The sequence below is a fragment of the Flagellimonas sp. B-3 genome (genome assembly GCF_056857835.1).
In genome coordinates, this window is record NZ_JBSXNW010000017.1 from 1 (window position 1) to 18,436 (window position 18,436).

22 protein-coding genes are annotated in these 18,436 nt (G+C 42.2%); 12 read left to right on the plus strand and 10 right to left on the minus strand.

Annotation, left to right across the window (positions count from 1 at the left end):
• Positions 1-336: 336 nt before the first annotated feature.
• The 6 genes from AC13CS_RS04725 to AC13CS_RS04750 all read left to right on the plus strand — a co-directional run bounded on the left by AC13CS_RS04725 (position 337) and on the right by AC13CS_RS04750 (position 5,537).
• Entirely contained in the window at positions 337-489 is a 153-nt protein-coding gene (locus AC13CS_RS04725) for a hypothetical protein (protein WP_349351662.1), read from the plus strand.
• Between the two features lie 120 nt (positions 490-609).
• The gene (locus AC13CS_RS04730) at positions 610-2,136 is read left to right on the plus strand and encodes a dienelactone hydrolase family protein (protein WP_482888553.1); all 1,527 of its coding nucleotides are present in this window, start codon (positions 610-612) and stop codon (positions 2,134-2,136) included.
• 223 nt (positions 2,137-2,359) lie between these two features.
• Positions 2,360-3,400, plus strand: a complete 1,041-nt coding sequence (locus tag AC13CS_RS04735; protein ID WP_482888554.1) for a serine hydrolase domain-containing protein — start codon at positions 2,360-2,362, stop codon at positions 3,398-3,400.
• A gap of 15 nt (positions 3,401-3,415) precedes the next feature.
• Entirely contained in the window at positions 3,416-4,051 is a 636-nt protein-coding gene (locus AC13CS_RS04740; RefSeq protein WP_482888555.1) for a hypothetical protein, read from the plus strand.
• Between the two features lie 69 nt (positions 4,052-4,120).
• Positions 4,121-4,363 carry a hypothetical protein gene (locus AC13CS_RS04745; protein ID WP_482888556.1) on the plus strand — a complete coding sequence of 81 codons (243 nt, stop codon included), beginning with the start codon at positions 4,121-4,123 and terminating at the stop codon, positions 4,361-4,363.
• Between the two features lie 700 nt (positions 4,364-5,063).
• Positions 5,064-5,537, plus strand: coding sequence for a hypothetical protein (locus AC13CS_RS04750; protein WP_349351666.1), 474 nt, complete (start codon positions 5,064-5,066; stop codon positions 5,535-5,537).
• A 567-nt stretch (positions 5,538-6,104) separates the two neighbouring features.
• Here AC13CS_RS04750 and AC13CS_RS04755 read toward each other — a convergent pair.
• The gene (locus AC13CS_RS04755; RefSeq protein WP_349351667.1) at positions 6,105-6,554 is read right to left on the minus strand and encodes an META domain-containing protein; all 450 of its coding nucleotides are present in this window, start codon (positions 6,552-6,554) and stop codon (positions 6,105-6,107) included.
• A gap of 229 nt (positions 6,555-6,783) precedes the next feature.
• Between AC13CS_RS04755 and AC13CS_RS04760 the strand changes: the two genes are divergently transcribed.
• Positions 6,784-7,149, plus strand: coding sequence for a cupin domain-containing protein (locus AC13CS_RS04760; RefSeq protein WP_482888557.1), 366 nt, complete (start codon positions 6,784-6,786; stop codon positions 7,147-7,149).
• Between the two features lie 10 nt (positions 7,150-7,159).
• Here AC13CS_RS04760 and AC13CS_RS04765 read toward each other — a convergent pair whose 3' ends face one another.
• Complete coding sequence (locus AC13CS_RS04765) at positions 7,160-7,483, minus strand: winged helix-turn-helix transcriptional regulator (RefSeq protein WP_482888558.1); 324 nt, start codon at positions 7,481-7,483, stop codon at positions 7,160-7,162.
• 138 nt (positions 7,484-7,621) lie between these two features.
• Between AC13CS_RS04765 and AC13CS_RS04770 the strand changes: the two genes are divergently transcribed.
• Complete coding sequence (locus tag AC13CS_RS04770; protein WP_482888559.1) at positions 7,622-8,386, plus strand: MBL fold metallo-hydrolase; 765 nt, start codon at positions 7,622-7,624, stop codon at positions 8,384-8,386.
• A gap of 207 nt (positions 8,387-8,593) precedes the next feature.
• Here AC13CS_RS04770 and AC13CS_RS04775 read toward each other — a convergent pair whose 3' ends face one another.
• The 8 genes from AC13CS_RS04775 to AC13CS_RS04810 are packed head-to-tail and all read right to left on the minus strand — an operon-like array spanning position 8,594 to position 15,504.
• On the minus strand, positions 8,594-9,490 hold the full coding sequence (locus tag AC13CS_RS04775; protein WP_482888560.1) for a DUF4138 domain-containing protein: 897 nt from the start codon (positions 9,488-9,490) through the stop codon (positions 8,594-8,596).
• Positions 9,487-10,404 (minus strand): conjugative transposon protein TraM, encoded by a 918-nt coding sequence (gene traM, locus AC13CS_RS04780; protein WP_482888561.1) that lies wholly within the window; start codon positions 10,402-10,404, stop codon positions 9,487-9,489. The genes AC13CS_RS04775 and traM overlap by 4 nt, the downstream gene beginning before the upstream one ends.
• 4 nt (positions 10,405-10,408) lie before the next feature.
• Positions 10,409-11,026: a conjugal transfer protein TraK gene (locus AC13CS_RS04785; RefSeq protein ID WP_482888562.1), complete on the minus strand. Its 618-nt coding sequence runs from the start codon at positions 11,024-11,026 to the stop codon at positions 10,409-10,411.
• A 28-nt stretch (positions 11,027-11,054) separates the two neighbouring features.
• Positions 11,055-11,879: a hypothetical protein gene (locus tag AC13CS_RS04790; protein WP_482888563.1), complete on the minus strand. Its 825-nt coding sequence runs from the start codon at positions 11,877-11,879 to the stop codon at positions 11,055-11,057.
• A gap of 11 nt (positions 11,880-11,890) precedes the next feature.
• Positions 11,891-12,496 (minus strand): coiled-coil domain-containing protein, encoded by a 606-nt coding sequence (locus tag AC13CS_RS04795; protein ID WP_482888564.1) that lies wholly within the window; start codon positions 12,494-12,496, stop codon positions 11,891-11,893.
• Positions 12,483-14,909, minus strand: a complete 2,427-nt coding sequence (locus AC13CS_RS04800) for a TraG family conjugative transposon ATPase (protein WP_482888565.1) — start codon at positions 14,907-14,909, stop codon at positions 12,483-12,485. The genes AC13CS_RS04795 and AC13CS_RS04800 overlap by 14 nt, the downstream gene beginning before the upstream one ends.
• Positions 14,899-15,174, minus strand: a complete 276-nt coding sequence (locus tag AC13CS_RS04805; protein WP_482888566.1) for a hypothetical protein — start codon at positions 15,172-15,174, stop codon at positions 14,899-14,901. Before AC13CS_RS04805 ends, AC13CS_RS04800 begins: the two co-directional genes overlap by 11 nt.
• Before the next feature lie 36 nt (positions 15,175-15,210).
• Complete coding sequence (locus AC13CS_RS04810; protein WP_482888684.1) at positions 15,211-15,504, minus strand: hypothetical protein; 294 nt, start codon at positions 15,502-15,504, stop codon at positions 15,211-15,213.
• A 245-nt stretch (positions 15,505-15,749) separates the two neighbouring features.
• On the opposite strand from AC13CS_RS04810, the gene AC13CS_RS04815 reads away from it, so the two are divergent.
• The 4 genes from AC13CS_RS04815 (at position 15,750) to AC13CS_RS04830 (ending at position 18,397) form a co-directional block, all read left to right on the plus strand.
• The gene (locus tag AC13CS_RS04815) at positions 15,750-16,370 is read left to right on the plus strand and encodes an N-acetylmuramoyl-L-alanine amidase family protein (protein ID WP_482888567.1); all 621 of its coding nucleotides are present in this window, start codon (positions 15,750-15,752) and stop codon (positions 16,368-16,370) included.
• A 214-nt stretch (positions 16,371-16,584) separates the two neighbouring features.
• Entirely contained in the window at positions 16,585-17,307 is a 723-nt protein-coding gene (locus AC13CS_RS04820; protein ID WP_482888569.1) for an SOS response-associated peptidase, read from the plus strand.
• A gap of 57 nt (positions 17,308-17,364) precedes the next feature.
• Complete coding sequence (locus AC13CS_RS04825) at positions 17,365-17,628, plus strand: hypothetical protein (RefSeq protein WP_482888570.1); 264 nt, start codon at positions 17,365-17,367, stop codon at positions 17,626-17,628.
• Positions 17,629-17,662: 34 nt separating this feature from the next.
• A complete protein-coding gene (locus tag AC13CS_RS04830; RefSeq protein ID WP_482888571.1) occupies positions 17,663-18,397 on the plus strand; it encodes a hypothetical protein in 735 nt (244 codons plus the stop codon).
• Positions 18,398-18,436 lie beyond the last annotated feature (39 nt).

Below are 18,436 nucleotides of genomic sequence, written 5' to 3' on the forward strand. Positions count from 1 at the left end.
CCGTCGCTTGCTGGCCCCCTCGCCGTACAATTTGTAAATCCTTTTTGCCTTTCGCATATCTATCTGTTTGTTCGCCATGGTCTTTTTTACAAAAGAAACCATCGCAACACTCAAATAGAATCGATCTTTTTAGTGGCTCACGTTCATCCGCCCCACTATGCTCACTTTGGTCCGCCGCGGGTGGCTCACTTTGACCCGCCGAAGGTGGTATACTATGCCCGTTTTTTGCACAAGATACCGTTTGGTTGACACAGGCGCAAATGGGTTAACTATTTAAAAAAAACAAACGTACAATTTCGGAGCAAATAAGAAACATTTTTAAAGAAGGTGAACTGGATGAAAAAATGGTTGTCCGGAAATCCCGGACAACCACTCAGCATGGACTTGGTGTATAACCCTTCCGAGGGCAGGGTAAGTGATACGGGTGACCTTGCCTATTACCATTGTACAGCCCTAGGAAATGGATTCATTAAATATTTAGTAGATTAAGAGGACCTGAGGCAACCAAAAGAACAGATAAGTATAACCCTTATTTACGCAATTAAGTGCAAACTAAAGAATAACGTTAAAAGCATACCAATCATAGGCGGTTAGCACAAATTGAACATCATGAGATTGACAATTCTTCAGATTTTAATATTTTTCTCAGGTAACCTAATTGCCGCACAAACTTCGCTCAAGGAAATTAACCTTGAAAATGGAGCATACAAGGTTGGATTTCGACACTATACAGCCACTGACAGCACACGAACTTATAGCAGAATCTTTGACTATACCAACAAAAAGTTCCCAAGACCAATTCCCGTAAGCATATGGTATCCTTCTGAACAGGAAATGGTTAACAGAGAGCCACTGACAGTTTTAGATTACTTTGAAGTTCTAAAAGAAGAAGAGGAGTGGGAACACCTGCCCAATGATCAAATACTTAATTGGTTCTATTATGCCAATACCCCCGCCAACCAAAAACACCTTTTGGAAACCACGACAGCATACGGTGGTGCGAGATCTGCAAAGGGAAAATTTCCGGTAATCATTTATGCACCCAGTTTCCAAGCTTCCTCCATTGAAAACTTTGCGCTTTGCGAATACTTGGCAAGCCATGGTTTTGTGGTGATATCCAGTCCAAGCAGGGGAACTGAAACCCGTTGGTTCAGCAATAACAACGTGAAAGAAATGGAGACCCAAGCCAGAGATGTGGAGTATTTGATTAAGGAGATAGATAAGTATCCTATTGCGGGTGATGATATTGCAATTATGGGTTTTAGCTTTGGTGGCCTGTCCAATATTCTGGTACAGAACCGTAATGATAAGGTAAAGGCCGTTGTCAGTTTGGACGGCACTGAAAGATACCAGTATGGCCTACTTACCCAATCACCGTTTTTCGATGCCTTTAAAATCGATGCCCCCTATATGCACATGGCTCAAAAAGACATTCCTGAAAGTGTCCTGAAAGAAGACAAGATTGACACTGTCCTGAACACCGAATACAAATTGTACGATAGCATAACAAAGAGCAAAGTGTATCGGTTAAAGTTCCACAACCTGACCCATAGCCATTTTAGTACGTTGGGCGTTCTTTTTGCCGAGAGAGACAAGAGGCAGGATAAAAGCGACCCAGAAATAATGGAATCATACAAATGGGTCGCTAAGTATGCCCTGCAATTCGTGGAAGCGACTTTAAAAAAGGATGACAATGCCAAAAAGTTCATCGAAAACGATCCCCAGGACAATGAAGCTGGGGATAGCTTGATAACGCTACAAATCAAGCGGCCAGAAGAAGAGGAGTACACCTTTCAGGATTTCAATGAGCTGGCCTCAAAAAAGAATTACAAAAACTTGGTTCAACTCCACGACTCTATCCTAAAAAACCATCCTTTGTTCAAAATCCCTGAAGGTCATTTGAACACGCTCGGCCTACAACTTGTTTTCAATCCAAAAACATCCGATCAAGGCATAATGGTTTTTCTGTTGGGGACAAAACTCTTTCCCAACTCCGCCAATCTTTATGATAGTTTGGCGGAGGGCTATCTATTTATGGGAAATGACGAAAAGGCAATTGAAAGCTTTGAAAGGTCTTTGGAGTTGAATCCACAAAATCAGAATGCCATCAACCGATTGGAGCAGTTAAAGAAATAAAGCTAATTGATTGAAGGGCAAATAACTTATTGGAAAACACGACTGCCCAAAATCACCACACAGATTGCCAAAATTCATAATAACTGATTTCTTAATTCTTGTTTTAACTCAATTGTTTAATACTGCGTATATTGGAAGTATGATTGAATATGGCATAAGTGTAAAAAATGATGATTCGAGGCGTCTTATCCTGACCATTATATCACTATTTCTTTCAATCAACATGTTTTTTGCGCAGAATGAAGAGGAAAAACTTGCTGATATCATCGATTATCTTAGAGAGTTATCCTATCCTGAGTTTTCTGGTGTGGTCTTACTTGCAAAGGGGGATAACGTTCTATTTGAAAAGGCTTATGGGTATTCAAGTATAGAGTATGAAGAAAAAAATACTGTCAATACATTATTCAATATTGCCTCAATAACAAAAACAATGACAGCCGTGGCGGCCCTTCAATTGGTCGATAAAGGTCTATTGGATTTAGATACTCCAGTAGGTGAGTATTTACCAGATTATCCTAATCATAGAGTTAGAGATTCGGTTACAACCTATCAACTGTTGACCCATACATCAGGGCTGAACAATTTTTTAGTGGATGATTTTAAAGATATGGGGAAATTAAACCTAAAGGATACTAAGGACTATTTGCCATTATTTGCATCCAAACCGCTTTTGTTTACCCCCGGATCTAAATATTCATACAGTGCTGCGGGGTACGTTGTTCTTGGGCTGTTGATTGAAAAGCTGAGTGGTGAAAGCTACCATGGATACATGGAAAGTCATGTCTATGAGAGAGCAGGGATGGAAAGAACAATTGCCATACCAATAGATTCAATGGTCGAAAACAAGGCAAGTGGATATACCAGTTATTTTGGAGAATCCTCCCATTTGAGCAAGAACGATTCCTATTTTGGGTATGCCAATCCTGCCGGTTTTTACTATTCAACAGCCGAGGACCTTTTGAGTTTTTTTAATGCCCTAAAAGACTATCAATTGATTTCTGAGGAATTGACCAAGAAAATGATGTCACCACTGGTAAAGGGATATTACACCAATTATGGGTTTGGTATTTCAGTGGATAAAAGATGGGAACAAACCATTGTTGGCCACACCGGTGGTTGGTATGGTGTTCAGTGTGAGCTGATGCATTTCGAGAAACATGAGATTACCGCCATAATACTCTCAAACGTCGATACTGCTGAAGGTGAGGGAATGAACAAAATTTCAAATTACATTAAGCATGTTTTGGCCAATAAACAATACTAAAGTTCAAAATAAACAATGACCGAACAAGAATTTTTCAAAAATCTACAAGAAAAGACGGAAACGATATTTTATCAAAGCGAAATCTACAGGAAAAATAAAGATAAAAAATGGTTTTATTCCATCTGTAACGGGCCTATTTTGAGGCATAAACCAATCATTTTTGGATTGAATTGGGGCGTTAGCAATGACCCGAATTATGAAGGGCACAAGGCACAGAAAACATATCCAGAAAATATTGATCAAAATACGTGGAAGTTTAAATCCCATGTGAACACCTATTTGATCAAATATTTTGGATACTCTTTTGATGAAGTCAATTACAGTAATCAATGCTTTTTTAGAACCCCAAACGAGAAATTTTTAAGTTACCAGGATTGGAGGGACTCAATAGCCCTGTTTAGGGAATATGTTCAGTATATAAACCCTCCATACTTGATTATGTTGGGAAGACCTAGACACTTAAATAACGACGAACTTAAAGACTACAGAAAAATTGCATATCTGCCTCTAGGATCAAAAAGAAGGTCTTTTGTTCGATTGGGAACCCTTTTTGATAAATACACCTTTGGCTCAGTCCCCCATAGCTCTGCTCATATCTCTCCGGACACCCATGATGAATTATGGAAAATTCTAAAAGAAAACTTGAAATAATATCCAAAATAGGTTTCCGTATCCTAACTATTTCGATTTTTGTAATTTCATTTTAAATATGACTCTTTGATGAATAGGTCAGCTTCAAAATCCACAAAAAAAGAACTGGTAATTTGGATAGAATCCCTCAACGATGATTCAATTATTGCGCTATTACATTCTATAAAACTTTCCAGTGAAGGAAAGTCTGGTGACTGGTGGGATGAAATTACAGAAAGTGATCGGGTAAACATTCTCTCTGGCATAAGAGACCTTGAACAAGTACAGACAATGAACTCAAAAGAGTTTTGGAAGGAGATTGCCAATGGGTAATATTTGTGAAGTCACCTGGACAAAAAAGTCCGTTTCCAACGCATTGGAAATCAAATCACACCTTAATCGCAAGTTCGGCAAAAAGGATGACCCAGTCTGGTTTGAGAAACTTTTAAAGCAATTTGAGAAAACCGTGTTTCATTTCCCAACGCTTTATCCAAAATCACATAAACTTAAATCCTTACGACGCGCTATAATACACAAAAACATTACTATCTATTATCTGGTCGAAAAAGAAAGGATTACAGTCATTTCGATGAAGGATAATTGATAACTTTAAACAAGTGGGCAAAAAAAACTAATGTGATAATAGACGAAAACATATTGAAAACATATCACTGGAAAATAATACTATACTTGCTGGTTCTTTTATGGATATGCCTATCCATTTTAAGCTGCAGCAAGGATGAGTGCCGTGAAGAGAAAAAAGAAAATTGTGCAGTAACTTTTGAAATCAACCCCGTTTGTGGGTGCAATGGTGTTACTTACGAAAACCTATCAACAGCCGAGTGTAATGGCATCAAGGACTATACAATGGGCTCATGCAACTAGGTTTTTTGACCGTATAGTAAGCGAAGCGAAGTCTTTTTTTTAAATAGCTGTGTGCCAAGTAATTTGTATGGATTGCCTTAGTTAGCCTATTTTTACTTGAATTAGTTTTGATTCATTGAATCGAGCACGAACCCAATCCAAATGATCAATGAAAAAAATTGTGCCTTTGATTATAATGGCTTTTATGTTGTCTAATTGCTCCGAAAATGATGGCGGTATAGACTGCGCGCTTTTTGATCCTGGCTTCCCTTCGTTGTATGTCAGACTGATCGATCAAAATGGAGATAATCTAATTGGGAACGGAACCATTGACCCGAACGAAATAATACTCCTAAAAGGATTGGGCTACAGATACAATCCGCCCAATGAATTTGCAGTTCAAGATTCCGATATCAGGAAGTTCGACAATACAATCAAGCTGTATATCCCGAATGAGTCTACTTTTCAATATATCATTAAACTGAACGAAACTGATGTTGTTACCTTGGATATTTCTGCTCAACGAAAAAATATCCCCTGCGATCTTTTTTATTATATTCCAACAGGGATATTGCAGAATAACAAAGAACTCCAAATAGAGGAAGTTTTCACCTTGGAATTTATAGCAGAAATTACAATTTAAAAATCATGTACATGGAACAATCGGTCCATTTAAATTGCGACTCGTTTGTGGTGGCGATGTTAGAAACACCCCAAAATATATTCAGAGATGGTAAAAAAGCGAACTGAGCACATAATTCATGCAGATGAAGTCGAAATAGGTCCACTCCAATTGCAATTGATGCTCGGGTCCTCGTACAAAAAAGCGATTGAACTATGCGTAAACAGCATTTTTTGTAACTGTGGGTCAAAAGACAAACGTCTGGTTAATTACAAAAGCTATATCAACGACTTAAACGATGTCATTCTAAAGGGCTGGTGTAGTTCTTGTAATACCATCGCAGCAAGATATATAGAAACTGGTGAACGTGAAGGTATTGAAGCCATTGCGGATAGAATAAGACATACCAATCAAAAATAACCTTATATACTTGACCAGTAAAACGGTTTGAAGATGAACATCTTACTCGTGAATCTCATTTTTATGATACCTAAAAAAGAAGATGTCTTTTTGTTGATTAGAGCCCCTAAAAATAGTAAAGGAAGGTGAAATTAACCTTATGTGTTGGTGCTGAAAAACTTCTGTAAACTACCTGCTCAATCTTATAGCCTTGAACTTCATGACTTTTGATGTTTCATATCCTATGTTTAATATATTCCCATCTATTGCATAATTCATTATAAATGCTTCCCGACTCGAGTCATAGGTCGAAGCGATGGTCTGATAAAAACGCATCCCCCACTCACTTTCGGCTACTTCGGTTCCATTCAGCGAAAGAAATGTCAAACTACCTGTACCCGAAGCATACTCCCCGAAAAAAGTGTTCCGTGCCGTTGAACCATCAAATTCATCTTCCTTAAACGTGATTCGGATAACATCTCCCCTGTTAGGGGTATTTATATTTTCTCCCGTACTTTCATTGAAGTACGAAACCAACTCCCAAGAACCTATTAGCGTTACATTGGTCACCACATCATCATCACTGCATCCCAAACAGAAAAAAAGCATCAGAAGAATAGCTAAATACCTGACTGACATAACAATAAATTTATAGTAAAATACAATTTTAACATAGACATCCCTTCGTTAAATCATCACAATTTTTAATTCCTTATGTTTGAGTGGCCTGAATTTTATTTCTAAACCATTTGGAATAACGATCAAACAATATTTTGAGGAATCGGTAAAGTGCAGTATGTTTTATTAAATCAAATGATAAAATTGGCCGTAACCAATCATCGAAACCAACCTTGATATAGGAATGACCATGAAAAAAAAACGTGCAAACTCGGAACACTACATTTGGGGAGAAAATTGCCATGGTTGGCATCTATTGAAAAATGACCGATTGAGTATCATAGAAGAGTCCATGCCTCCCAATACTTCTGAGGTGAAGCATTACCATAACAAAGCTCAGCAATTCTTTTATATTCTAAGGGGTAGTGCAGTTTTTGAGTTGGACAATACAACTCTGCATATTGGCGAACGGGAAGGGATACATATCGGAAGCCAAGTTATCCACCAAATTCGAAACGAGGGCAGCACAAATTTGGAATTTATTGTAATCTCAGAGCCCTCATCTAAAGGTGATCGGGTAATCATAGAACAGACCAAAACCAAACAACAATCCTAAGCAAAAAAGGTCAGTTATTCCCGAACTTCTCCAACGCGGCGAGGATAGGCCCCAAAGACTTACCCTTTTCCGAGAGGGCATAATGCACCTCGGGTGGAAAGCCGTTTGTTTCACGTCTTTTGACAATTCCCTTGGACTCCATTTGCCGTAAATGTTCTGCAAGTACTTTTTTGGAGACTCTAGGCATCGATCGCCAGAGGTCGTTGAACCTGAATTCCCCTTGGTGGAACAAATAATGTAAGATCATCGGTTTCCATTTTCCCGAAAGCATGGTCAACGCCTTCTTTAATCCACAATTCTCAAAATCCTTGTAGTCCATCGCTGGTTTATCCATAAAACAAAGTTACCTAAAAGTAACCTTCTTGCTCATTTATAAAGACTCAGCTAGGTTTACCAAAATAAAGATGACGTCCCTTAGATACTAATGGAGCTGAGGCGGACTTTAATGAATAAAATGTTTAAACCCTATCCTATGCACATACAGTTATGGCGCAATGCCACCATCCAGATTGCAATCGGCAACACCAACTTGCTAATTGATCCGATGCTGGGAGAAAAAGGTGCGATCGGTCCTTTTCCCTATACCGATGATAAACGTGAAAATCCATTGGTTCCCTTGCCCTTCTCCCAAGAAAAACTCAGAAAAAAACTGGAACGTATTGATGCCGTTTTTGTTTCGCATCTGCATCCAGACCATTGGGATGAGGCAGCCATTCGGTTAATCGAGAAGACAACCACAATCATATGTCCTGAACCTTTGGCAGAAACCATAGCTTCTTATGGCTTTCAAAAGATTATTACGCTCAATGATCAAATGATCTTGGATGATATCCAACTCCACTTGACCAACGGACAGCATGGTACTGGTGAAATTGGAGAACATATGGGCCAAGTAAATGGAATTGTACTTGAGCACCATAATCTTAAACTCTATATCGCAGGGGATACCATATGGTGCCCTGAGGTAAAGAAAGCCATAACCGAGCACCAACCCCAACACATCATTGTGGCTGGGGGTGCCGCTACCTTTGCCATAGGAGACCCCGTTACCATGACCGGAAAAGATATCAAAGCGCTTTGCGAATATGCTCCAAAGGCATCCATTTGGATATCTCATATGGAGGCAGTGAGTCCATGCCGTGAAGATAGGGCCATGCTTACCGAATATCTAAAGTCCCATGGGCTTTTGAATCAATGCAAAATATTGGCCGATGGAGAGAAAGTTGAGTTAAATTGAACAGGGTCCTCTATTTGTATAACGGTACCAGTGAAATGACCATACCTTCTTCAACTTTGCCCTCTTGTGGTTGTAGACCAATTTTATGGAAAACAAACCTGTCATGACGCCAATTTAATGATGGAGGTAGTTTTATAAACGCAAAACCGAACCGCAACCGCATATGCATCGTGAAAAGAAGTGCTTGGAAAATCCATATCCAAAGATTTACTGGCGCGTAAAAACCTTCGGTTCCAATATCCTATTTGGCCCCTTACTTTCCCATTTAAGATTAGAACCCCAAGTGCGCCTATGATACCTTTTACCTTTCAGCAGCAGTTTGCGACTGCCGCTTTTTTCCTGTAACTCTATCATAAGACGTTCCTTACCACTCAAGGTAAACTTGGGTACCACATATACCAAACGCTCCACATGACCTACCTTGACAATGGAAGGCCTTTTATAAATGTAAAGTGGTTTTAGGGAAAGTTTCTGATAGGAGGATTTCTTTCTGGGGTTCCCATGCACCTTGAACAGCTGTACAAAATCCACCTCAAAATCAATATCGGACCTGTTTTTAATCTCAAGAATGATATAGGTTTCCTTACCAAAATAGGACACATCACGAAGTCGAAGGACCATGCCATCCTTGCGTTTGGCCTTCATCACGGTAGTATTTCGTTCCAAAAAGATTTGGCTGGCCTTGCGATACTGAAGACTATCTGACATGCTATCGATTAGAGAACCTCTTTTTTTCTTTAGGGTCATCTCATCCAAGGGTTTTTCAGGGAGGACATTACCAATGGCCTTATTTGTAGAAATGAACTTATGGCTCTGCTCCAGCTGATTACGATAGACCAGATAAAAGGAATAGGCCAGGCCATCCTCGGTCACCACTAGCAGATTGCTGTCATCGCCCTGATTCCCTTGCAAAAGCCCTACCCTTTCTGGAGTTTCTTGATTATATCCCAGCGTATAATTGGCATGCCCCGTAACCGCCCTCGATATCGGTTTTGGGAATATCAGGGACAACACATGGGTGTCGTTCACATATAAAGTGTCAGATTGTCCATAGGTCGCAGCAGTGGACAAAAAAAGTGCCGGTAGATATTGAACTAATTTCATAGGGTTTGATTTTCTGATTTGAGTATGAGTTGATAACCATCGTGCACGGTCACGCGCACGGTACGATTGGAGCGTCGGAACACCTGTTTGATGCCCCCCAATTGGGGCATGCCCGGAACACTGATATCCTGAACGGCATCGTCCAGCACCTCACGTTTTGCTTCTTCTCGATAACTGTTCTCCACATAGATGCCCTCTCCCCCGTCCATTATATCGTAGGCCTTCAAACGAACAGGGTGCTGGCCGATATGGTCAATGGCGACAAACACCCGATTGGCCCGAAACGAAACAAATCCATAGAGCAGGGTGTTTCGTGTAAAATGCATGCCATTGATATCCATGTCCTCATTAATCCGCAATTCCAGACGATTTTTGGCCCTTACCCGTTGCTCACCGTTAACTATGGCCCTAATAACAACGGGAGGATGAACACTATCCTTTTGTATTGGTCTGGAGCCAAAAAAAGCGGTATACGTCTTTGAAAAATCAATGGGTCTTGGTTCTGGCTTTGGGTCGGAGTTTTCCGTTTGGGTATCCCTTATTGGTTGGGTTTTTGATTTAGGCTTTCGGTAAGTGCCCGCCCCATAATCAATACGCCCCTCCCTATAGATGCTGTCCACGATACGCTGGCGCTGTTTCTCCTGTAATTCCGGGTCATATGCCCCGATGGAATCGATATACTCTTCCCCATAAAGACTGGGCTTTGTCCGTTCGCGTTCCTCCTTGATGGCGTCAACAGCCTCTAGCTTTGAGCGGTATTCCTCGGGTTCCTCAGTGAGCTCTGGCACTTTTGGTTGGCTCAGTTCCTTATCTTTTGAAGGTTCCCCCATCTGCAGTGCGTAGAGCATAATAAATCCGCAGATGCAGATAAGCATCCCGATAAACAACAATTTGTTTCTGTCCAGTTTCATCATGACATTATTTGGTTTGTGGTTCCAGTTTGCGAAGCGAGTCCTCGTAGAAGTTGGTAATGAGCAATCCATGTGGATTGTTCGGAAAATTACGTCCCACTACAATGAGTTCGCCTGAGGTAACCAATTGGTAGCGGTCCATGACCGCTCCCCGATGGACCTCAAATATGGTCCTCGCCCTAAAACGATAAGGCTCCTTGTCCAAGTCCAGTTCAATGTCCACCTGTGCAACCTCTTGCCGTAGGGAAAACTGTAACAGTCGGTTGTAGACCCCATCCGATTTTTTTTGGCGGTAAATGGCATCCACCGAAGCATCCCCCAACCACAGGGCCTTATCCAGATGGTCACGATAATTACTGTCATCTATACCGTAAAAAAGCCGATGGAACAGGTCGATATGGGCCAAAGCCTCCACCTCGCGTTTTTCCTGCTGGCTCACCAGTTGCAATGGCAGTATCGTGCCTTCCGAATCTATCGCAAAGGCAGCGTTCAATAATTTCTCCTGATAGTGGTACAGCAGTCCCATCGAAAGGCCGCTTGTCAATAGACAGAGAACGACCACCGCCAGAACAATAAAACGGTTCAAACGAAGGACATCAGTGATGTTTTTATATACTTTTTTCATATCGATTATTTTCAAAGTTGAATGTGTCTTAAGCTCCCCCGGCGAAAAGTCGGAAGGTGAAAGTGGTTGCTCGTTTATAGAGTTTGAACTTCAGCAGTACGATAAACCCTATCCCAGCCAGTTCGATCAAGGGTGCGAACAGCTCGCTGCCAAAGTCCGTTCCGAAGAGGTTGGGCCAAAAATTATCGGTGATTTCCTGGTACAGGGCGTTGACAAAGACATTGACCAAAAAAAAGGCCGGGACAATCATATACACCGCTGCATACAAGCGAAAGAAGCGATAGCCCATTTCCCTGAACCTTTCGAAGACCGCCATGCTGATGACCAAAGGAAAAAACGCCTGCATTACCCCAAGGATAAAATAGCGTTCGGCCAAAAAGAGCGGATAGATGAACAGATCCAAAACCCAAAGCACCAAACTCCCGGCCCAAGCCAAAGTCCTTAAACCTATCAAGGGTGTGGCCAGCCATTCATACAATAGGCCCATGGCCTTGGTGGCCGCATCCAAGAGACCGGTCTCCTCCTCTATCTCCACTTCCTGAAGGGCAAGTGGCAACAGTTCGGGAGCCGTATCCCTATATTGGCCCTCAATGGCCACTAAAATGGTGTCAAAGGCTCCCAACACTTCCGTTGAGAACAATACGACCAATACCACCGCAAAATTCCGTATCAAATCACTGGGCGTAAGTCCCCAAGTAAGTTCTGTGCGCATCGCTCCGCCCTCGTAATACTTTTTGATGATGTTGACCAAAAAGAAGAGTACCGCCAAGGCCTTCATCCCACCAATCGTATAGGTGGCAAAACTGCTGTCCTTGATGGTCTGGAAGACCGCATCCACATATTCAAGTCCCATATTGCTCTAGTTTAATAGTTGGGTTTCCTGTCCTTGATCAAGCCCTGCATCTTCCGAAAGGAAATAATCATATCGTACCGCTTTTTCCGATGCTTGATATCGGCCAACATTTTTTGGGATTGTTCCCGTTGGGTCTCCAATATCTCCAGCCGTTCGGCGTCGGTCATGTTCAAAAAATCATTGCTGAGCACCTGCCCCATAAAATCCAATTGGTCCAAGGAATGTTCCATGATACCGTTGAAGGCATTGGATATGACTTCCACTTCATCGCCATGGATATAAGGGGAGTTCAAGACTTCCCTCAAATCGTCCCGGACCATCTCAAAGAGTTGTTCGTTGTTGCTGGTAATGTCCCGAACCGCTTGATACTGCCTCACCGCATTGTTGACCTTTTCTATCTTTTCCCGCACCGCATTGAGCTGCTCCACCATCTTTAATAATTCTGCCGTCTGCTTTGCGGATTCGACCAGCTGTTTGGCCAAGGAAATAAAGTTGGTATTATCATATACCGGCATCCCCTGGGCCGTAGCACGGCCGGGCGATAAAAGCAGGAGGGTCAGGGCCACCATAATCGGAAAGGGCACCTTCTTCATGGATTGGTTTTTAGTTGTTTTCATGTTTCAGTGTTTTCTGATGGATGAATGCTTGGATGGCCAGTTCCATATCTCTGGTCCTTTCGTAAAGCTCCATAATAGCCTGATTTTCCGTACCGTCGGTGAGATAGGCGGCATAGGCCTCCGGGGGTACTTCCAAACGGTAGATATTGCTTTCAGATCCTATCTTGATAAAGATTTCCGTGTACTTGCGTTCGCCCTTCAAATCGTTCTTGATAGACCGGAGCTGGTTCAGGTCATGGGCGCTTAAATTGAGGCGTTGACCTAGCGCATCATATCCTTTTTCGTTCCGCAGGCTATAGATGACCTGGGTGTTTTCCAAGATGGTGGCCGAGGTATGGTTCTCTGGCAATTGGTTGATGGACTGCAGCACAATGCCAATGGCCCCGTTCTGTTTCCTTATGGCCTGATAGTAAAACTCTACGCTTTCCAGTACATTGTCGAACTTAAGCTGTTTGGCAAACTCATCGAAGAGGATGATGCCCCGCTCGCTACGGTTTTGCCAAATGGTCCGTTGGATGGCTGACTTGATGAGCTTGAGCATCACTGACAAGACCTCACGGTTTTCCCTTACCTCGTCCAGCTCGAATATGATCAACCTTTTGTCTTCCAACCGATGGGATTGGTCCTCTCCTACCTTAAAAAGAAAACTGTAAATACCATCCCCCACATACTCGGAGAGGATGTGCAAAAAATTGGTGAGGTTGAAATAACCGGTGGCAATGCCCAATGACTCCAATAACGTATTTTGATGTTCTTGGATGTAGGTATACAGTCCTTCGAGCGAATGCCCCTCCTTGACCTTTTCATAATAGGAACGAAGGATTTTCTTTAGGGCCACCTGCTGTACCTTGCCCCTAGTATCGCCAGTAGCATAGAGTTCCATCAAGAAGTTGGTCAGATCCTCCAACCACTCCGCCCCCACATCGTGGGGTTTTGGTAGATAAAAGGGATTGATGCCGAGGTTTTTTCCGGGTTCGTATTTCAGGATGATATGCTCTCCCGGATACAACTGGGCAAACTTGGCGTAGCTACCGCCCAGATCGATGATCACAAGGCGTACGTACTGCTCAAAATACTGCCGTAGGATATTATTGGCCAAAAAGGACTTGCCCTCTCCCGTAGGAGCGAATATGGCAAAGTTCCGGGCCTTGATCCGCCGCTTCCCCTCGTCCCATACATCCTTGACCACTGGTATGTTTTCCAAACGGTCATTGAAAATGACTCCCTTGTTATCCGAACGATAATTCGTGGAATTGATCCATAGACAAAGTGCATGTTTGAGGTCGGTGACATAAAGGTCGGTATCGCCAAAATTACTGGAAAACAAGGGATAGCTGTTGAGCACATAATGGATACGTGACTTGCCCACGGGACCGTACGGTTGAATATCCAGTTCCTTGAAACGGGCGGTAAGTTCCGATAACGATCGATTCAAATTCTTTACACTCTTTGCCCAGCAAAGCACGTTTAATTGGCCCCTGATGATCAATGACGAATCATCTTGGTTGAGCTTGGAAAGAGTATCCGATACCCTATCATAAAGCAGTTTGTTCCGGGAACCGAAATTGCTGCTCTTGGAGAGTTCCTCCAACCGTTTTTCGAGAAGTCTGCGCCATTTATGTCGATCATCCAAATGGATGATCTGGTTGACGATATGATTCCCGGGAAAGGTAAGCCCGAACCCATCGATAAAACCTTGGTGGAACAAGAACCCATCAGCGGTATATTGTTGGTTGGGCAGGCTAGTCTGAACGCTATCATCAAAGCAGCCTTCGTTGTTCACGGCCATGGCCCCGAACCAATGGTCCCCGACCTGGACTTTGTCCTTTCCCAATACCATGTCCGTATCAAATCCTTCATTGAACCCATTGAAATAGGTATCCGTATATTGGATCATAGCGGCCTGGTTGAACGGCAACAGTTTTAGTTTTGGGGAATTGTTGAGAAATCCAATGGCGTCCCTCACCGCTTTGCGGAACTCTTCCGCTTGTTCCCCAAGGGTCTGCGATAACTTTTTGGGCACCTTGGCAAAGGGATTGATCAGCGCGGAGCTGTTGATGGCCCTGTTCTTGGGCCAGATAAAAAAGATCAGGGATTCATGGGAAAGATGTTCCCTGCCTTCAAAATGATCCCTTGTGGCCTTAGCCAAAAAGGAACCCTTGGGCAATCGGCTGGCATCATAGGATGTTTTTCGATAGATGTCCTGCTTGTGTACCAACGTACCAATGGGGAGGGATTTCAAGGCCTGGAACCAATGGCCGTGCAACTCCTCGAAATCCGCCTCGGACAATGAATAGATTTCGGGCAGTTCCACCCAATAGGCGTATGCAATGTTCCCGTTGTTGGCCAATACCCTGTTCTGTTCGATATCCACGATGGGATAGCTTTCATGAAAGTTCACTTCAGTGTTCATAGGAGGTTATTTTTTTGTTCGAGATACTATGCGGGAACCGCACCCCTATTTGGAGCATTCCCGGTTCTTGGGCAAGTTTGAGCAATACACCATAGAGCACTGTATTGCAAATCCCCATAACAATGAGGAGCATCAAATTAAAGGAGAAGATGACCGCTATGAGGGAGCCCACAACGGCCATCATCTGGAGGGCAAAAAAAGCCACGGGCAATCCAAAGATCAAGGCACGGACACGGATGTTTCGATAAACACTATACTGTTTCATATCATCTTGTTGTTCACTAAAAATGTTGCGTGCGCCTTAGACGACAATACCAATGAGATAGGTAAAGATCCCAACGACCGCCCCGGCAATGAGCACAAAGACGAGAACACGGGTAATCCCCTTTTTGAGGTCGGCGTTCTCCCCAAAGAAATGGCCCGCATTGAAAAGAAAGCCTATGAGGAAGATTACGCCCAGAATAATGGGGAAAATGGCCCGAATGGTATCCGAGATATCCGCAACGGAATCTTCAATGCCCCCAATCTGGGGATAGCTGGCCTGAGAGACAAGGAGTCCAATAACGAGTGCGATTGATTTTTTAAAGTTTTTCATGACCGTTCGTTTTTTGATGGGTCCGACCCAATATTTTGGGAATGGGACCTGTTTGTGATGATTCATTGAAATGGCCCTTGAGCTTGTTTTCGTCGCCCAAGAGGTTTTCCGATGTGGAATTTCCAGTGATATGAAGAAAAGGCTTTAAAAATCACATTTTTTAACAGTTTAAGCTGTTAATTATTGAAGTATTGGCACCAAAATGAGTAGTTCGCTGGAAATTGTTCAAACAACAATGCTCTGATATGAAATTGTACCTGTACTCCTTAGTAATGCTCGTTTGCAGTTTAACAGCAATGGCTCAAAAACCTATTGTGGTAATAGACCCTGGCCATGGAGGTCCCGATTCCGGGGCCATTGGAACCAATGGGATTCTGGAAAAGGATGTGGTCTTGGACATAGCCAAGCAATGTCTGCATTTGAACCGTAGCCTGTTCCAGGATAGCTTGGAAATATACCTCACCCGATATCCAGACACCTTGGTCTCTCTGAGTGATCGGACACGATTGGCCAACGCACTTGGAGCGGATGCCTTTGTTTCCCTCCATTGCAACCAAGCTCCAAATAAGAAAGCCCAAGGCTTTGAAATCTTTTTGTTCCATGGGCAGGTCAATCCGAGAACTACTGTTATGGCCGCCAATTTGGCCGACCGTCTACAGCAGCAATTGGGAATTTATGACAGGGGCATCAAATATGCCAACTTTCAGGTGTTACGAGATACCCACGGGCATTGCTCCTCCCTCCTTTTGGAAACCGGATTTATCTCAAATAATGTGGAAGCTAATTATACCAAAAGAACAGAAAGTCAATCCGCTATTGCTCTGGCTCTATTACAATCGCTTATTAAATCCTTCTATGATGACTGAACTGTTATTGGCCATGACCAAAATATTGAGACAGCTTTTGTCCGCATGGATAAACTTCATTATAAATGAAGTGAACCAATTTCGGAACAAAGGATAAAATCCTAAGAACACTATATGCTTCGGGATATTGCCGATTTTTAGCAAGGTCTCTTTTCAGTTTAAATTTCGCCGCCCTTAAAGATCAAAATGACCCTAAATAATTTATCTTTATGTCATGTGCTATTCCACCACTTTACGGAAAACCAAGGAAGAAGTAGAAGAAAGGTTCAGGGCGAGACTGCAAATTGAACTGGAGTATACCCCTTACTATCATATGAACGGTTTTACCCATGGCAACCTGTATATCGTGCCAATGGAATATCCCGATGAACTGCTTCCTGCCATGTGGGGCTATGTTCCTCCCTTTGGGATGGATGACCCAGACGCATTCCACAAAAGGTACAATACCCTCAACGCCAAAAGTGAAACGGTTTTTTCCAGCAATACCTACAAACACTCCATACACGATAAGCGCTGTCTCATCGTAGCCGATGGTTTCCATGAACCACATCACGTCAACAAAGTATCCTACCCCTATTTCTGCCACTACAAGGATGATTCGCTTTTCGCCTTTGCCGGTCTCTACTCCGAGCTGGATGACGACCTCTATAGCTGTACCATCATTACCATGCCTGCCAATGAACAGTTCCAGCATATCCACAATGAAAAGAAAAGGCAGCCTTTGATACTGGACGAGCATTGGGAAGAGGATTGGCTCCTTCCCGATCTTCACGAACCAGGTATCAAGGAACTTATGAAATCCTCATTTACCACCAAAGAGATCGAAGCCTACCCAGTCTCAAGGGATTTATACAAAAGAGGGATTGACACCAATAATAAGCTGGCTATTGAAAGGAGGGATTATCCGGAACTCAATGAACAGGGCAGTCTGTTTTAACTTATCAACACACCTAACGATGTATTGGAATATATCCTAATTTTGGGATAATTTCCAATGAAGCATATCAAATACAGGAATTCGGACAAAAAGGCCATCAAGATATTGATGCGTGAAATCGGAGCGTACCGGTATGAAATCGCCTTGGAACAAATGAAGGTGGAACAGCGTCCCATTAGCATGGAAGGATTCTACCTTGAGGCCAATGACGACTGTATATTTTTGTGCCATCGGTATACATCCGGCTACGTCCTGAAGTTGATGAAAGTGGAACACTTCGAGATGTTGCCCAAGGATGGGTGGGAACTTGTTAAGGTCTAAAAAATTAAATTTAAAATAATAAATAATTCATACAATGGATGAAAGGGATATGACCTTGTTTTTTCATAGTGTTCTTAAAAGCACATATGCTAAGATTAGAGAAATTGTCAAATCCAAATCAGATGTGATTTACATAGAAAAGGATTCAGAGAATGAAATTATCATCAAGCCAATTCGTGACTATCCTAATTTTCTATTTCAAATTACTAAGCCAATTGAAAAAGGAAATAATTTAGTTTTTAGTCTAACAAGGGCACCAAAGAATGCCCGGAGTAACAACAGCGAGATTCTGAAATCTGACCATAAGAATCTTGAAAGGGTTTTTAATGCCTGGATTGAATTAATCAATAAACACCTCGATAAACAGCCTATTCACCCAAGTGAAGACAGCATAAACCAACAATACAATCAAGAGTTCTATGATTGGTTTGAAATTGTCGAGGAAGATGCTGATTCTGCCCCGTTTGATATAAAACGTCAAATATTAATTGAGCATTCGTTGGATATAGGTATTAAAGCTTTAATTGAGGCTGGGGTAAAAGAAGATGACCCAATTATTAATGAAGCACATTCCTTGAAATCCAAAGTAGGAATTTATACTAAAAAGCAAGTTATTCAGGTTGGTAGGGAATTATATGTTATGTTAAGAAAAAAAGGAGGGGTCTTAACGAAAAAAGTATACGACATTTGGGAAAAAGAAATGATAGCCATGGGCTTCAAAGAATTAATAAAATTCTTGGGAAATGAGGCATTGAAACTTCTATCCTAGATCTATCCTGCATCATTTCGAACTTAGAGTCTTGCTTTA

Bases quoted from the DNA above. Each gene is read 5' to 3' on its own strand.
- AC13CS_RS04750 (WP_349351666.1), top strand. From the start codon at position 5,064: ATGAAAAAAATTGTGCCTTTGATTATAATGGCTTTTATGTTGTCTAAT.
- AC13CS_RS04740 (WP_482888555.1), top strand. From the start codon at position 3,416: ATGACCGAACAAGAATTTTTCAAAAATCTACAAGAAAAGACGGAAACG.
- AC13CS_RS04800 (WP_482888565.1), bottom strand. From the start codon at position 14,909: ATGAACACTGAAGTGAACTTTCATGAAAGCTATCCCATCGTGGATATC.
- AC13CS_RS04725 (WP_349351662.1), top strand. From the start codon at position 337: ATGAAAAAATGGTTGTCCGGAAATCCCGGACAACCACTCAGCATGGAC.
- AC13CS_RS04810 (WP_482888684.1), bottom strand. From the start codon at position 15,504: ATGAAAAACTTTAAAAAATCAATCGCACTCGTTATTGGACTCCTTGTC.
- AC13CS_RS04820 (WP_482888569.1), top strand. From the start codon at position 16,585: ATGTGCTATTCCACCACTTTACGGAAAACCAAGGAAGAAGTAGAAGAA.
- AC13CS_RS04790 (WP_482888563.1), bottom strand. From the start codon at position 11,879: ATGGGACTTGAATATGTGGATGCGGTCTTCCAGACCATCAAGGACAGC.
- AC13CS_RS04815 (WP_482888567.1), top strand. From the start codon at position 15,750: ATGAAATTGTACCTGTACTCCTTAGTAATGCTCGTTTGCAGTTTAACA.
- AC13CS_RS04760 (WP_482888557.1), top strand. From the start codon at position 6,784: ATGAAAAAAAAACGTGCAAACTCGGAACACTACATTTGGGGAGAAAAT.
- AC13CS_RS04735 (WP_482888554.1), top strand. From the start codon at position 2,360: ATGTTTTTTGCGCAGAATGAAGAGGAAAAACTTGCTGATATCATCGAT.
- AC13CS_RS04805 (WP_482888566.1), bottom strand. From the start codon at position 15,174: ATGAAACAGTATAGTGTTTATCGAAACATCCGTGTCCGTGCCTTGATC.
- AC13CS_RS04730 (WP_482888553.1), top strand. From the start codon at position 610: ATGAGATTGACAATTCTTCAGATTTTAATATTTTTCTCAGGTAACCTA.
- AC13CS_RS04830 (WP_482888571.1), top strand. From the start codon at position 17,663: ATGGATGAAAGGGATATGACCTTGTTTTTTCATAGTGTTCTTAAAAGC.
- AC13CS_RS04770 (WP_482888559.1), top strand. From the start codon at position 7,622: ATGCACATACAGTTATGGCGCAATGCCACCATCCAGATTGCAATCGGC.
- traM (WP_482888561.1), bottom strand. From the start codon at position 10,404: ATGATGAAACTGGACAGAAACAAATTGTTGTTTATCGGGATGCTTATC.
- AC13CS_RS04765 (WP_482888558.1), bottom strand. From the start codon at position 7,483: ATGGATAAACCAGCGATGGACTACAAGGATTTTGAGAATTGTGGATTA.
- AC13CS_RS04785 (WP_482888562.1), bottom strand. From the start codon at position 11,026: ATGAAAAAAGTATATAAAAACATCACTGATGTCCTTCGTTTGAACCGT.
- AC13CS_RS04755 (WP_349351667.1), bottom strand. From the start codon at position 6,554: ATGTCAGTCAGGTATTTAGCTATTCTTCTGATGCTTTTTTTCTGTTTG.
- AC13CS_RS04775 (WP_482888560.1), bottom strand. From the start codon at position 9,490: ATGAAATTAGTTCAATATCTACCGGCACTTTTTTTGTCCACTGCTGCG.
- AC13CS_RS04825 (WP_482888570.1), top strand. From the start codon at position 17,365: ATGAAGCATATCAAATACAGGAATTCGGACAAAAAGGCCATCAAGATA.
- AC13CS_RS04745 (WP_482888556.1), top strand. From the start codon at position 4,121: ATGAATAGGTCAGCTTCAAAATCCACAAAAAAAGAACTGGTAATTTGG.
- AC13CS_RS04795 (WP_482888564.1), bottom strand. From the start codon at position 12,496: ATGAAAACAACTAAAAACCAATCCATGAAGAAGGTGCCCTTTCCGATT.